The organism is Roseibacillus persicicus (assembly GCF_014651675.1).
Taxonomy (GTDB): domain Bacteria; phylum Verrucomicrobiota; class Verrucomicrobiia; order Verrucomicrobiales; family Akkermansiaceae; genus Roseibacillus; species Roseibacillus persicicus.
The window spans coordinates 38,304-53,267 of sequence record NZ_BMXI01000015.1; the positions used below are offsets into that span (position 1 = coordinate 38,304).

General features: G+C 53.6%; 6 protein-coding genes and 1 pseudogene. All 7 read left to right on the forward strand.

Annotated elements, in window-relative coordinates:
- The first annotated feature begins 56 nt into the window (after positions 1–56).
- The 7 genes and pseudogenes from IE099_RS16085 (at position 57) to IE099_RS16110 (ending at position 14,719) form a co-directional block, all read left to right on the forward strand.
- Positions 57–3,275, forward strand: a complete 3,219-nt coding sequence (locus IE099_RS16085) for a beta-N-acetylhexosaminidase (protein ID WP_189572072.1) — start codon at positions 57–59, stop codon at positions 3,273–3,275.
- 44 nt (positions 3,276–3,319) lie between these two features.
- Entirely contained in the window at positions 3,320–5,392 is a 2,073-nt protein-coding gene (locus IE099_RS16090) for a six-hairpin glycosidase-like protein (protein ID WP_189572075.1), read from the forward strand.
- Positions 5,393–6,154: 762 nt separating this feature from the next.
- Positions 6,155–8,803 (forward strand): fibronectin type III domain-containing protein, encoded by a 2,649-nt coding sequence (locus IE099_RS16095; protein ID WP_189572078.1) that lies wholly within the window; start codon positions 6,155–6,157, stop codon positions 8,801–8,803.
- Positions 8,804–9,218: 415 nt separating this feature from the next.
- Positions 9,219–12,689 (forward strand): hypothetical protein, encoded by a 3,471-nt coding sequence (locus IE099_RS16100; protein WP_189572081.1) that lies wholly within the window; start codon positions 9,219–9,221, stop codon positions 12,687–12,689.
- Positions 12,690–12,700: 11 nt separating this feature from the next.
- Positions 12,701–13,417, forward strand: coding sequence for a hypothetical protein (locus tag IE099_RS16105; protein ID WP_189572084.1), 717 nt, complete (start codon positions 12,701–12,703; stop codon positions 13,415–13,417).
- Between the two features lie 183 nt (positions 13,418–13,600).
- Positions 13,601–13,801 (forward strand): annotated as a pseudogene (locus IE099_RS21155) (GntR family transcriptional regulator); the annotation flags it as partial.
- A gap of 156 nt (positions 13,802–13,957) precedes the next feature.
- Entirely contained in the window at positions 13,958–14,719 is a 762-nt protein-coding gene (locus tag IE099_RS16110) for a substrate-binding domain-containing protein (RefSeq protein ID WP_411847739.1), read from the forward strand.
- Positions 14,720–14,964: the final 245 nt, after the last annotated feature.

Below are 14,964 nucleotides of genomic sequence, written 5' to 3' on the forward strand. Positions count from 1 at the left end.
TGTTTGGACCGAGTTCTGGTTGCTTATTGGTCACTGCATTCTCCTGTTTGTCCAAAATGACTCTTTCGTCCCAGCTCGCTTCGGCTCTTTTCTATCTGGTTCTCACTTCGCTCGCATTTTCGGAAGTGAAGTTGGTTCCACTACCTCAAACGATCAAGGAGGGGCGGGGGCGCTTTGAGATCACGGATCAGACGCGAATCGTATTGGGAGACGAAAGTCTTCGGCCTCTGGGAGAGGTCTTGTCTCGAGACTTGATTCGCCTTGTGGGGGAAAATCCGATTGTGGCGACGGGTGAGCGGCGGGCGGGTGATATCGTGTTGACGATCGACCCTGGGTTGAAAGAGGAAGAATACCATCTCCGCATTCGCGAACAGGTTTTCATCACGGGAGGGAACCCAAGCAGTCTGTCCTATGGGGTGACCTCTGTTCTGCAACTGCTTGCCGCATCCGAAGGGGTTGCGAGTTTGCCCTTCCTTCAGATTGAGGACCATCCTGATGTTCCCTTTCGGGGAGTTCTTCTCGATTTGGCGCGCCAACAACACAATGTAGCCAATCTACGGCATGTGATTGAGCTCTGTCGCTTTTACAAGACTCGCTATCTCATCTTGCACTTTGGCGATGATTCAGCGTGGACTTTTCCTTCGGAAGCCTTTCCTACTTTGGGAGGTGCGGGACACAACCAGTCCTACAAAGGACCTGCCATCAAGCCCTTCACCAAGACTGAGATTGAAGAGCTGGTTCGCTTTGCAGATGCGCGTGGGGTGACCCTAGTGCCCGCCATCGACGTGCCCGGGCATTCCTCAGCCATGCGCCGAGCTGCAAAGAACGAGTTCGACCCCGCGGGAATCGGAGTTGTCAATGTGGCGACCCAGTCAGTCTATGATAATCTGGAAAAGCTGTTTGCCGAAGCGGCCGCTCTCTTTCCGTCCTCTCCCTATCTTCACTTTGGAACCGATGAGGTGGGATTGGGCAAACTCTTCGAGGTCTATCAGGATGACCCGTGGGTGAAGGAGCGGAAACTTAAAGATGCGGGAGAGTTGTTTACCGCCTTTCAAGAGGAGATGGTTCTGATGATAGAGCGTCTCGGAAAAACTCCCTTGGCCTGGGAGGGGCATCGTCCGAGAAAGGCGACTCCGATTCTGAAGAGGATGATTTGGATGAACTGGGCCTTTGGTTCGTATCCCGCCCAGGACATGCTCGATGACGGGTATCAGGTGATCAATGCCAGCTTCGCGCCGACCTACGTAATGGAGGCCGGGGTGGATGCCACGACGAAAGATGTCTACGAGTGGGACCTCGGAAAGTTCGCCAACTACCCCAAGCTTCCGCGCTTCATGAAGGAAGTGAACTATCGCGAGATTCGGCCCAAGCAAGATGGCCTCATTGGAGGCTGCATGTGCGCTTGGGAGAATCCGGGATGGTGGCAGTTCCATGGTTTGCGATACAAGCTGGCCGCCTTTTCCGAGCGGACCTGGAATGCCTATCGCTCGGTTCCAGCGGCGGACCATTGGGCGGCACGGCAGAAGGTCAATCCCTTGTTGGACCTCATCATTCCAGACCTGAAAGAGGAGACTCCCGAGTGGGATTACGGCTCGAAGGATTCTGTGCTGGAAGTCTATGAAGGGTTTGCTGACCCGGACTTGAGCTGGGAAAGCGGAGTGGGTTTCAAGCGTGGAACCAAGTGGGAATTCTTCCAAGGAGAAGGGAAGTCGAAGCACCTAAAAAGGGGGCTGAGCTATATTGACAAAAACGGGAAGCAGTTGGCTACCAGCCAGGGGGCGCTTGAGCTGTCCTGCAAGGAGGGTTCCGCGTTGTTTGGGCGTGCACTGGATAATCCGAAGCTTGGTGGTGGAGGGGCGGACTTTTGGGTCAGCTTTCTCATTTCGCGAGAAGGGAAGAATGGTGGGGCTGGCTATTGGCGCATGAATCGTGCGGGCGTCGATGGCAGCTTCGGGTATGAGCGCTCTACCGTGCTGCGGCATATTCGAGCCAGTGGCTTCATCGACCAAGCGAAGAAGTCGGGGGAGGAGACCTTGGTTGTTATCAATCTGCGACCCGACTATGTCTCGCGCGTCTGGCTCGATCCCGACCTCACCAATCCCGGGGCGCCCCGCTTGCTTGGAATGCGCACCAATGCGGGCTCCATGGAGGACCTGATGTTCTTCATCGATAGTGCGGGTGGGAATCGTTATCGTTTTGACGAGTTCCGGGTGGGCAATAGTTTTCAAGCGGTCACTCCCGTTGTGGGGCGCGACCCAGAACCCGAGCAGCCGCAGCAGAATGAGAATCTTCTGAAGCCGGTGGACGGCTTTACCTATAGTCCATTCTATCCTGAGCAGTGGAAAGAAAAGGGGTTGCCCACTGGGATGACGGTCTGGAAGGGCCAGAAAATTGCCTTTCTAACAATGGATGATAATCACGATCCCGAGGTGATCTCCCGTCTGGTGGACAAGCTCGACAAGGGGTGGGGAATCTATCAGGACTTGATTGGGCGGGAGCCTCGGGGCTTTAAGAACTACGAGGGCCTACCCACCATCGCCGCCATTCCCGAAGGAATGAGCTGTGGGGCGGGCTGTGGATTTGTGGGGGCTTCCGGCATTGAGCTTTGTCTCTTCTACATGCGAGATTACGAGCAATTGAAAGAGAATCCCGATTCATGCCCACACTATATTTTCTATGAGATGGGGCGCAACTTCTACGTGTTTGGGGAAAAGTTTACCTACTTCGCGACCGGGTTCGCGGTCTTCATGCGATACGTCTGCATGGATGGGACCGAGAGTGAGGATCTCGGTCTTTCCGAAAGGGAAGAGATTGAAGCCTTGGAGGTGAACCTGGGGAAAAAGAGCAATCCCATGACCTTCTTGGAAATGTTCACGAGTGTCGGTGATCAAATCCGAAGGGAGAAGGCGAGTGAGGCCGGAATTTCCTCCAGCCAGAATACCAACCATGCTTCGGTGATGCTCTATCTGCGCAAGAACTACGGTGGAGATGAATGGGTGCGTAAGTTCTATCACACTTTGCCAAGCGCGGATGAGTTCCCGGTCAATACCGAGAATGCTCCCTATCGTCAGTCCCTGAACTGGTTGGTGTGTGCATCCATTGCGGCCGGCGAAAATTTGGCCCCCGTGTTCATGGAGCGATATAAGCTGCCTCTGACTCCAAAAGACCAGGAGACCCTTTCCAAGGTCGATTGGACTCGCAAAGGACTGACGATTTCTTCCGTAGTGAAAAAGTTGTCTGACGAAGAGCCGAGCGCCTCATCGGTCAATTCGTAGGTGCATTCGAGCCTGACCCCTTTCCTCCTCAAAAAAATTTCAATATGCTAGACCCAAAAACTGTTTTGCCCCTGTTAGTCTCACTCTTCTCATCGGCTTCGTTCGGTTTCTCCGCCGAGGTGCCCGAAGAAGAGCCAGTGCCAGCCCCAGAAAAGCCCGCGAAATGCTGGGAGATTTCCGGACCAAATGAGATTCGTCTGCTTTGGAAGGAAGAAGGGGTCTTGCCTTATGAGGACAATATTGAAATGTCCGGAAAGCGGGTCTCGGGCATCATTTCCTATTCCATCGATGAGGAGGGCAAGGTCTCCATTGAACGCGAGATCTTCTTTCCCCAGTTGCATGAATTCAAGAGCGACGAGGACAGCTGGTTCCACGATTATCGAGCCTACTTGCAGGATACCTATGGGGATGAGCTGTTGCCCAAGTTGTATGTCGATGAGGTTGAGTTCGTGCCCGGGGCCTTGGAGGATGTCGTGATTAATGGGGTGCTCAATATTCATCACGCTCCGTCAAAGTCCGGTTTGCAGCTTTCGCGGGCTTTCTTTCCTTCCATGGATGAAAGACGGTTTGTTGAACAATGGACGCTCCGGAATACCACGGAGGAAACGGTGAAGATCCAATCCGGAAATTCGGCCCTGCGTCTGGAAGATTTCGGAGCGAGAGGGAAGTTCAGCCGTTTGGTCACGAGCAATGTGCCCGAGACCCTCAGTTTGGAGGCAGGCGAGTCGACGGTCTTTTCATTCGATATCTCGGCTCGGATGGAGGGAGAGGAGTGGCCCGCGTCCAGTTCGAAAGATGAGCTGGGAAAGCGGAAAAAGTTTTTGGGTCAAATGTCTGGTTCGTTGCAGCTGGAGACTCCGGACCCGGTCCTGAACACCTTGTTCGAGTTTTCAAAGATTCGAGCCTCGGAGAGCATCTTCGAATCTGATTTGGGCTTGATTCATTCTCCAGGTGGAGGGCGCTACTATGTCGGGATTTGGGCCAATGATCAGGCGGAGTATATCAATCCGTTCTTCGCCTATTTGGGCTACGATGTCGGGAACAAGTCCGCGATGAATTGCTTCCGCGCCTTCGCGAAGGAGATGAATCCGGAATACGAGCCGCTGCGCTATTCCTTCGAGATCGAAGGCCTGGTGAAACCCTTTCCGAAGGACCGGGGAGATGCGGCCATGATCGCCTATGGAGCGGCTCATTATGCTCTTGCTTTGGGTGACAAAGAGATAGCTCAAGAGCTTTGGCCTTTGATCGACTGGTGTCTGGAGTATTGCCACCGGATGCTGACTGAGGAGGGAGTGGTTGCTTCCGAGTCGGATGAGATGGAAGGACGGATTGAAACTGGAACGGCCAATTTGTCGACTTCTTCTCTTTATTACGGCGCGTTGGAGCATGCCGCCGATCTATCCAAAGAGCTGGGACACGACCCAGCGGAGGCAGACCTTTTTCAACAGAGGATGAAGAAGTTGTCCGCCGCAATTGAAAGTTACTTCGGCGCGGAAGTCGAAGGGCTGAATACATACAAATACTACAAGGAGCATCGCTATTTACGGCACTGGATCTGTCTGCCGCTGGTTGTGGGGCTGCACGATCGGAAGGAGGATACCATCAAGGGATTGTTCGAAGGCCTGTGGAGCGACAACGGAGTCCATGTGGAAAAGAATAGCGCCAACGAGAAAGTTACCCGGATTTTCTGGGACCGTGGAACGCTGTATGCCTTGCGGGGAACCCTTGCCGCAGGAGCGACCGAGCAGTCTCTCGAAAAGCTTTCCCAATTCTCTAACAAACGACTGTTGGGCGATCGGGTGCCGTATGTGGTGGAGGCTTATCCGGAGGGGGACATGGCCCATTTGTCTGCCGAGAGCGCTCTCTACTGCCGGGTCTATATCGAGGGCCTGTTCGGACTTCAGCCAACTGGGCTCAGAAGCTTCGCGGTCACTCCCCGGTTGCCTGAGGGCTGGAATTCCATGAGCTTGAAGGGAATCCAGGCCTTCGGTGAGGATTTTGATCTGGTCGTGTCCCGAAAGGGGGATGGAACGCTGAACGTGACGGTGGGCAAGGGGGACAAAGTCTTACAATCCGTTCAGCTTGAGGAGGGTGGAACCGGGGATTTCTCTTTCTAGGCGAAAGGGCCTCTGGACCCCGGCTTGTGGTGCTGGTAGCAAGCCGGGGTCTTTATTTCGGGACTCAAGCGCCGCCTGTGCCGGAGTCCATTAGCATGCCAAGAACTGGAATAGCCGGTAGTTGTGCAAATGTTGGACAACTTTCGAATGAGGCTCTAACAGCCTGATCCGGTGGGTTTTGGCCTGTCTTCTGCTGAATTGGTAACAGTCGTTCGAGCGATTTTTTCAGGGCTTTTTCCGGTCCCGATTTGATTGCGCTCGAGTGGTGTTGGCTGAGTGAGCTGGATTATGAAGATTGAAGTAAATGTTAGACTTTCTGAGACAGGTGATGGTGGAGGACGGAGGTTTCGCGACTCTTGTTCGGAGAGGAGGGTTTCCTGAAAATGTCGCGAAGATGTATGTAAATCAATGTAATTTTTCTGAGGCGATTGAGATGAATGTTCGTTCAGGCAGGTGGGGGTTGTTTTTTGAGAGGAATGGGGGAGCTGTTTGTTATGTTAGACGGTTGGTTTTGAGTGGGTTTGGAAATGTCCATTTCGTGGACAACTAGGAATCGGTTTGACCGTGGACGGCTTTAGGTTTGGCATGAGAACGTCTCGAAAGAGTGAATTTACTCGTGATGAAATACCGCGATTCGGTTGATGGTTGAAGTGCGGTTCGAGATTGAAAAGGTAAGCGTAAAACGGTTCTAAAAGTGAACGGTTAGAGAAGGTTTTATAGGGTTAAAGAATTAGTAGTAAGTATAGAAAAGACTAAGGTATTATGAAAAAAACACAGAGAACACTAATGGCGGCCGCAGCCGTCGTAACGTTCGCGCCTGGCTTCAGCCAAGGTGGAATTCTCTTTCGAGAGGAATTTGATAGCTACGTTCAGGGCTCAATCGATGGTCAGTTGGGGATGGGGCTTGGAACGACCGGAGCCTGGGAGGTGACTGGTAATGGAGGAACCTTCACAGTAGGGCCAGGTCTCTCTGGACAAGAGGGCTTGGTCATATCCAGCAATGTGAGTAGCAACGCGTATGTGGCGCACACTGTTCCCGGGTGGGGAACTGGTCAGCTCTGGTTCAGCTACCTTTACAACGAGGCAACTTATGGAGGGCACTTCTACGTGTCGGGGGGCGAGAACTATGCCGGTGCTTTCGGCCATCCTTGGACAACAACGTGGGGAATCAACAATGAAGGCGAAGGAGTGGGCTATGCCCCGAAGCAGACCTATCGGGTGGTGGCTCTGCTCGATTGGGATGCGGGCACGACCACGATGTGGGTTGATCCTGACCCGTCAACCGCTCCGGTAACGGACCCTGCTGACGCATCCTTCGATGCGGTTGCTCATAAGGAGGAGGCTCAATCGACAACGGGTCGACTTCGGATCGCATCACGGTGCAGTGGTGTGATTGACGACATTATCATCGGAACAGAATACGCCGATGTCGCATTGGCCGTGCCAGAAGTTCTGCCGGTAGCTCCGTTCGCAGTTTATCCAACTGAAGGAGAGATTGGCATTCTGTTGGATGAAACTTTGATTTGGACTTTTAATGGGGCAACGACCTTTGATGTTTTTCTTTGGAAAGATGGCGAATCCGTGCCGGAGTCCCCCAACTTTACGACTGGTCTAGCAAGCTACTCATTCAGCGATTTGGAGCCCAGAACTCTGTATAATTGGCGGATTGACTCGACAAACGAACAGGGAACCACGACTGGGTCAGTCTTTACCTTTGTGACAGGCGATGGGGTCAGCGCAATTCTTCCTCCTACGGGGGCGAGCAATGTTCCTTCCGACCTCGCCCTGAGCTGGACCTCCAGTGGAGCTGTGAGTTACGACGTTTATCTCTGGGAAGAGGGGGAAGAAAAGCCCGCCACACCCACTGCCACCGTTATGGAGGAAAGTTATCCCCTTGAGAGCTTGGAGCCTTCGACCAACTACGTTTGGGAAGTTGTTTCCAACTATTCTTCGGGTTCTCCGACGACGAGTGTGCAATTCACTTTCACCTCGGACTCGGGAGTTCCGGGCGAGCTGCTCTTACACGAGGAGTTCGAAGACTACGCTCCAGGCGACCTAATCGGCCAATTTGCCTCGGGCGTGGGTCTGGATCCTTCTCAAGTTTGGGCCTATCAGGCAGTCGAGGGAACCTTCGTAGTTGGAGAAGGTCTCTCAGGTAATCAGGGAGTCATTGTCACTGGGTACGACGCAGACAACACTGATTCGGTAGATGCCAAGGTTGGTCATACTGTCGAAGGTTGGGGAACAGGGGTGTTCTATATGAGCTATCTCTACAACCAGATTTCCGCCCGTGGCCATGCCTACCTTTCTGGAGGCGGAAGTTTCAACGGGGCTTTCGGTCACGGATGGCAGTCTTTCTTCGCGATTGACAACGTGACGAATCCAGGAAATGTCCCGTACGCAGCAGAGCAGACTTTTCGCCTGGTCGCCAAGATTGATTTCGATGCTGGAACTACCACGATGTGGGTTGATCCCGAGTATGAGTTCGATGATCCGGCTGCATTCAAGACTGATGCACAGTTAGCTAATCCTATACTCATCATTCGTTCCGCTGGAACCGACTTTATCGTCGATGATGTTCGAATTGGAACCAACTTTGCTTCCGTTATCGCCGAGCTTGATACTTCGGTCGGACCTGATCTTTCCATGGTTCGCAATGACGGCAATTTGGAGTTCACTTGGACGAGTGAAGATGGGATGATCTATGACTTGGTGAGTTCAAGCGACCTCACTACCGCGCCCTCGACTTGGCCTGTCTACGAGGACAACAGCGAGATTCCCGCCGATGGAGATGGATTCAACGAGCTTGTCATCCCGCTTCCTTCCGACGCAGAAATGTTCTTTGCGGTGAAGGCTTACATGCCTCCTCCGACCGCCTTGTTCTCGAGTGATTTCGAGAGCGACAATGGTGGCTTGGTCGCAGTCGACTACAGCGGAGGTTCCGGGACTGGTTGGGCTTGGGGAGGGCCTGATTCGAACAACGGATACGGGAGTGTTGTGGATTCCGGAAACGATGGTTCAAGCAACGTCTGGGCTTTGAATTTGGGAACGTTCTCCGGGGCAGGCGATCGTGGTTTCTATAATACCGATACTGATGCCGGCTTGCAGATCGCAGTTGATTTGACGGGGGTTGCGGAGGCGACGCTCAGTTTCTCACAAGCTTTGGATTTGGACGGTAGCGACACGGTTGCCATCAACTTCCTGGATGTGAATGATTCGAACAACGTTGTAGCCAGCATTCCGATTACTGATCCAGACCCCAATGCTTCCCCTTGGGAACCTAGGATGGTTGCTGTGCCGAGCGAGACCCTTGGGAAAAATATCCTGATTGAATGGCGGGTGATTTCTGGAGGCCTCTCCTCGGAGTTCATTGGTCTGTATCTGGACGACATCAGCGTCACAACTCCCTGAGTCTTTCGCGAGTGAGCGTTAAAAGTTTCCGTTAAAAGGCACATCCCAAAACCCGATTTCCTCCTGTGTGAGGAAATCGGGTTTTTTGTCTTCCGGGGCGTGTCGAAATTGCGTGAGGGCGTCGATATTCGGAATCGAGTGGTGGTGGGCAAGCTGTTTATCGAATGAAAATTTATGCATTTGTCAGCAAGTTGTTCAGCTATTGAACAACCGGTAATGAGGGGTCGGGAGTTGAATGTGGCCTAATCCTTGCTTGATTATTCTTGATATCGAAATGAGAACTTATCGCGGAAATAATACTGTTTTGAGGGAGGGTTCTTCTGGGTCAAGATCTGTCACAAGAAGAAGGCTCAGAGGCTCTTCAGTCAGCGCCAAAGTCGAGGCGAATGGCTTCAGTTTGATAGCGGTAGTGCTCATGATGGTGCTGCTGTCTCTCATCGCTACCGGCTTGCTTTCCTTGTCGGCCTTGACCTTGCGAAGTGTGTCGCAAACTGAAAAGAGTTCAGTGGCTCGGGCCAATGCTCTTTTGGCGATGAATATAGCGATCGGTGAGCTGCAGCGAGCAGTTGGTCCCGATCAAGCTGTTACTGCGATGTCGGATATCGAAGGGGAGGATACCGTGAAGCGGAATCTCGTCGGGGTATGGGAGTCCTGGGATTACAATCCCGAGTCAGCCCCCGATTATGAGCAGGCGAAAACAGAGAAGTTCCGCCGTTGGTTGGTGTCGTCCGCTGATGAGGAGGAGGTCGAGGACCGTTCCTATGTATCCAGCCCATGGGAAACGAATTCAGTCGAATTGGTAGGTGAGGGAGCATTGGGCGCCGGGATATCTGAGTCCGATAAAGCTTATGCGGAGCGGGTTACTGTTAGAAATGCGGAGGGAGAAAGTGCAGTGGGCGCCTATGCCTGGCACGTGGCTGATGAGTCCGTGAAGGCAAAGATCAACCAATACCGGGATCCCCGTCAGAATGACCTCTACGAGAAGAGGGCCTTGTTGGGTGGACATCGTCCAATTGCGTCGGTGGCAGTGGGTGCCGATGGCACAACGGCCGACTTTCTCCCCGTGGATTTCGAGCAGGCCGATTATGATGAGGCGCAGCTGGTCTCCGGTAAACTGGTGGACATCAATCAGTATGACCTTCTTGGGGGAAGCTCTTCTCTCAAGCCTTTTCGCAATCATTTGACCCCTTATTCGAAGGGAGTTCTTGCTGATGTCCGGTTGGGTGGTTTGAAAAAGGACCTCTCCAGTCTGTTTGAAATGGATGGAGGATTTCCTGCCGAGCTGGGTGGTCAGAATGGCCGCTTGTATGAGTCGACCCACGGAATCACCGGGCCTTCCGACCCGTATTGGAGCGCTCTCGCAGGCTACCACAACATCTACCAGAAATTGGAGAACGAGGACGGGAGTCCCACCTTGCCTGTTGAAGTTGAGCAAAGCGTGGCTATCAACAATTTGAGTCCTCGCAAGGAGTTCTCCCCGGTTCCGGTTCTCACCAAGATCGAGATGCTCTATTCATTTGTGAATCGGGACTCGCACTGGTGGGGACCTTATATGGGTCATTTGGTGTATACTCCATTGGTTACATTGCATAATCCCTACAACATGAGTATATCTTTCGACCGCATGAAGGTTGCGATCGGAAAGGTTCCGTTCGGGGTTCGGCTGAATGTGAATCGTAGGTCGCAGAGCCTGAAGCTGGTTCCGCTCAATGATATGTTTGTTCATTCGGAACCTCGCGAGAAAGAAGGTAAGTTCCTTCTCGATATTGCCAAATGGCCGAGTCCTTTTTCTTCCCAACCCCGGGGGTCAATTGTTCTGAAGCCTGGTCAAAGCTTGATCTGCGGGCCTTACCTCGACCCGAATTCGATCTTGGCCGAACAAATTGGGGACAGTAACCCGGGCGTGACCCAATTCACGAACTGGGGAAACCAGTTGGTGGACAAGGAGATGAAGGCCCGCCCCGGATTCTATGGTCGCTGTGTGGGATTCGACTTGGACTGGATCACGCCAACTCATGCGCCCTACGATACCAGTCCGACGATGCAGCAAGATGGGCAAGGGGTGTGCCTACTCAAGGATACCGATATGATGAGCATCGACTTCGGTTTCGTTGACCAAGCCTCAAATCCCACGGGGCAGTTCAAGGTGGAGGCCGAAGTCTATTCTAACGGAAATTGGGTTTCTTATGGAGGACTGGATTTTCGCTTCAATGATGAAGAAGAGTTGCAGGATATGATTGGGAAGAAGTCCTATCGCTATCCGGCCTCTGGATCCTTCTCGGTGATGGAAGCCTATGTTCCCAACAGCGAGCCAATTAAAGATCATGCCCGCGCCAAGACCTTTGCGGTTTTCTCCGCCTATGCCAGAACGACAAACGGGGGAGTCTACGAGACCGGCAGCCGTGACCAGTTGAATGGAGCGCTCAATTCCCTGAAAGATGGCCGACTGGCAGGGAAGCCGTTCCTGCACCACAACCCCGCCACGCCAGTCGTCAGTATCGACCTTGCCACCCGCAAGCCCGGTGGGCTTTCCCACGAGATGAACTTGCAGGAATTTGCTTCGAATGGAGATGCAGAGGACTACCTGACTTCCGACGCGGAGTCCCGGACGCCGATCATTCACGGGAACTCTTCCTTCACAGGAATCAAGAACGGAACTCTCTTTGAGCTCCCTTCCGGGCCGATGTTGGCGATTTCCGATTTCCGCCGATCAAACGCCCTTTCCTCGTCCTACCTGCCGAGCTTCGTGCAGCCGGTCGCGAACTCTGGGGTTTCTCCTTTGATGGATACTGATCGAGTGGTGCAGAGCAATACGGAGATTTCCTCCGCTGCCTTGTTAGATCATTCGGTGTTGGCCAATCATGCCCTCTACGACAGCTTCTATTTCTCCTCTGTGGCAGCCAGAGGGGCGCGGAGCGCTGATGATATTTGGACCTCGTTTTTAGCAGGGGATGAGAAGTTGCCCTCCCAGTCCTTCGAGCCCTATCTGCCCGGCGGAATGTCACGTGATGAGGCGGAAGAAGAGTTCCAGAAGCAGTCCTCGCAGGCTTATGAGTTTCTGGCCGAGTATCAAATGACGGGAGCACCGTTCAATGTGAATTCAACCAGCGTTGAAGCTTGGAAAGCGGTTTTATCCTCTTTGTCGGGAAGCGAGATTGTGACGCTGTGGGGGAAAGATGGTTCGTTGGAAGAAGAGCTGGCCGTCAATGCTCCCATCCTACCCATGACCTTGCCGAACGGCTCGCGGGTCGGCACTCCGACGGAATTCTCCAAAGTAGATGATGAGAAAACGAATGAATGGAATGGTTATCGGGAATTGAACGAAAACGAAATCGAGAGCCTGGCGAAGGAGATTGTAGAAGAGGTTCGTTTGCGTGGTCCTTTCCTCTCCATGTCGGAGTTTGTGAATCGTCGAGTGGGGGGCAATTCCGAGTTGTCGCGGGCAGGAGCACTGCACGCTGCCATCGAGCGGTCGCAGATTAACGAGGCTCTCTTCGCTGACCAGATTCCCATCGAGTTGAAGGATGTCTCCGACCCCGCGACCTATCCCTACGCTACCCCTGAAGTGGTGGTGGGCAATCCGGCCGAGGGAGCGCCCTCTTGGATCACGCAGGGCGATATCATGAAGTTGTTAGAGCCCGGCGCGACGGTGCGGTCCGATACCTTTGTGATTCGGACCTTGGGGGAGGCCTGGGATCAGAGCGGCCGGGTGGTCGCGCGAGCTTATGCGGAGGCGGTTGTCCAGCGCTTCCCCGACTATGTCGACTCCAGTGTCCGTCCTTCCGAAGAACTGGACACCACCACCCCGGCAGGCGATGTTAACAGCCGCTTTGGAAGACGGATCAAGATGGTCTCCTTCCGGTGGTTGAAGGCGAGCGAAGTTTAATTTTGATAAATATGAGTCTATTGAAAAAAAGGGGGAGCGGTTTGGCGTGGTTATTGATTCTGGTTGGTGCTCTGCAGTTGCAGGCCGAGACGCGGAGTTTGGAAATTCAATCCATTGTCCACGACCCCTTGCGGAGAGCGGCCGAACTCTATGTGACGAATGACAAGAGCAAAGTCGTTCCACTCGCGTTGCGTCCCCGGGAGCTTTCTGCCGCGCAGAAAGTGCAGATTGTCGACGGTTTCTTGCGCCTCTATACCACAGAGCACGTTGATCCAGAGGCGCCCACTGCCAACTTGGGGGCCGCGGTTCGGGTAGCCGATTCGATCGAGAGGGCACTGGTTGTCTTTTTCCCTGCGGAAGAAGAGGGCAAATTCAAGGGCCTGGTCATCGACGACTCGCCGGGTGAGTTTGCCTATGGTGAGTCCCGCTTTGTCAACGCCACTGCTGCTGAGATAGGAGTAATGATTGGCGAACACAAGCTGGCAGCGAAGCCCGGGCAGGTGAAGGCCATTCCGGCAGTTCGGCAGCTCGACGATTTCAACATGGCTCAAACAGACTTTCACTTTCGGCTCAAGAGCGATGATGCTTGGAATGTTTTTTCCCAGCGACGCCTCAAGTTTGTGGAAAGCCAGCGCCGGATATTTGTAGCTTCGGTGAGCAAAAGAGCTTCGGCTCCGGCTATTTCGACCATTGTCGATATGAAGCCAGTTGTGATTCCAAAGAAATAGGCCAAGACAGATTGTGTGCGATTGGTCGTTCTCGACAGGGGCTCAGGGAGAAGGAACAGAGATTAAAGGGCCCTCGGGATTTTTTTGGTTAAAAATTGTCTTTTTCTGCAGTAATGACTGATGGAGTGACATAATCGTCACCAGGGGGGCCTGCGGCCTCGAAGACGTCTTGAACCCAATTCCATGTCCCAGTCTGAATCTCCCAATCGTCCTGTTAGAGCAAATCTAGTCGATCAAGTCGTCGGGTGTTTGAGGGAAAGGCTAGAGGACGGAACTTGGACCGACTTCCTGCCTTCGGAGGGGGAGATCTGCAAGGACTTGGGCGTGTCGCGAGGAACCTTGAGGCGGGCACTTGGGACCTTGTTTGATGAGGGGCTCTTGATCCAAGGAGGGCGTGGCGCCCGGCATGAAGTGTCCAAGGAGGTCGTTCCCGCACAGCCTGCACCAAGTTCCAGTCGCAAGGCGTCCCAGTTGGTTCGCATTCTGAGTTCTCATCCCCGCTTTATCTTGGGAGGGCAGACGCAGGTGATTCTACAGGTGGTGAGTGAGGCCTTGGGCCGAGCGGGCTATCATCTCGAGTTCGACTACCATCCCGGCCTCTGGAGTTTGCGACGTCCGGCGACTACCTTGTCCAAGATCACCGATTGCCCCAATACCGCTGCCTGGTTGCTCTATCGACCGACCCAACAGATTCAGGAATGGTTCTCGAAGTCCGATATTCCTGCCGTGGCCATTGGAGATGTCTTTCCCGGGGTGGTTCTCTCTCACGCCGGATTCGATTTGCCGGCGGCTTGTCGCCACGCGGTGGGGCTCCTGGCGTCGCGGGGAAGGCGTAGCTTGGCTTTTCTAACAGTAACCAACTCGACCGCGGGGGACTTGGCTTGCGTGGCTGCTTTCAAGGAGGCCTGCGCGCAACTGGGTCTGGAGGCCAACTGTCTGGAGTATGACGACACCTTGGACGGCTTGTGCCATACCTTGGATTCCTTGTTGGCAAAGACGCCCCGGCCCGATGGCTATCTGGCTGCCTTCGCCAATCACGTTCCCGCTACCATTGGCCACTTGAATCGGCGGGGGTGCAGGGTGCCCGAGGATGCGGCCGTAATTTCGCGCCTGGACGCCCGCTTGTTGGCGGAGAGCATTCCCAGCATCGCTCGATACGAGGCTGATGAAGAACGGTTGGGGCGTTGTCTGGCCCGTCTTCTTCTCCAGGAGATTGAAAATGAGAAAAAGGGGGTCCCTCGTTCGCATTGGATTCTCCCTGAGTTTGTGGATGGCGATAGCGCCAAGAGCTCTAGCTCTTAGTGAAGCGAGAGCGGGCGAGGCGGGCGGTTTGGAGCCGAAATTGTGCTGCTCTTTTCGGGTGGATGTTCTCTTTTCTCTGGTTTTGCGTTGAAGTGACCGGGTGAATGTTTGTAGGAGATTCATGTATTCGAAAGATGGGTTTTCGATATGAATTGCATAGTTTCTGAGGCGCTTTCTGGTTGCGAACCGATTTTGCTCGTCCTGGTGAAAGAAGAAGGACGGAGTTCCTTGGATGAGGAGGTTGG

What these genes read in the sequence shown, in the direction of transcription:
- IE099_RS16085 (WP_189572072.1), top strand. Translation starts at nt 57, where the DNA reads ATGACTCTTTCGTCCCAGCTCGCTTCGGCTCTTTTCTATCTGGTTCTC.
- IE099_RS16090 (WP_189572075.1), top strand. Translation starts at nt 3,320, where the DNA reads ATGCTAGACCCAAAAACTGTTTTGCCCCTGTTAGTCTCACTCTTCTCA.
- IE099_RS16095 (WP_189572078.1), top strand. Translation starts at nt 6,155, where the DNA reads ATGAAAAAAACACAGAGAACACTAATGGCGGCCGCAGCCGTCGTAACG.
- IE099_RS16100 (WP_189572081.1), top strand. Translation starts at nt 9,219, where the DNA reads ATGATGGTGCTGCTGTCTCTCATCGCTACCGGCTTGCTTTCCTTGTCG.
- IE099_RS16105 (WP_189572084.1), top strand. Translation starts at nt 12,701, where the DNA reads ATGAGTCTATTGAAAAAAAGGGGGAGCGGTTTGGCGTGGTTATTGATT.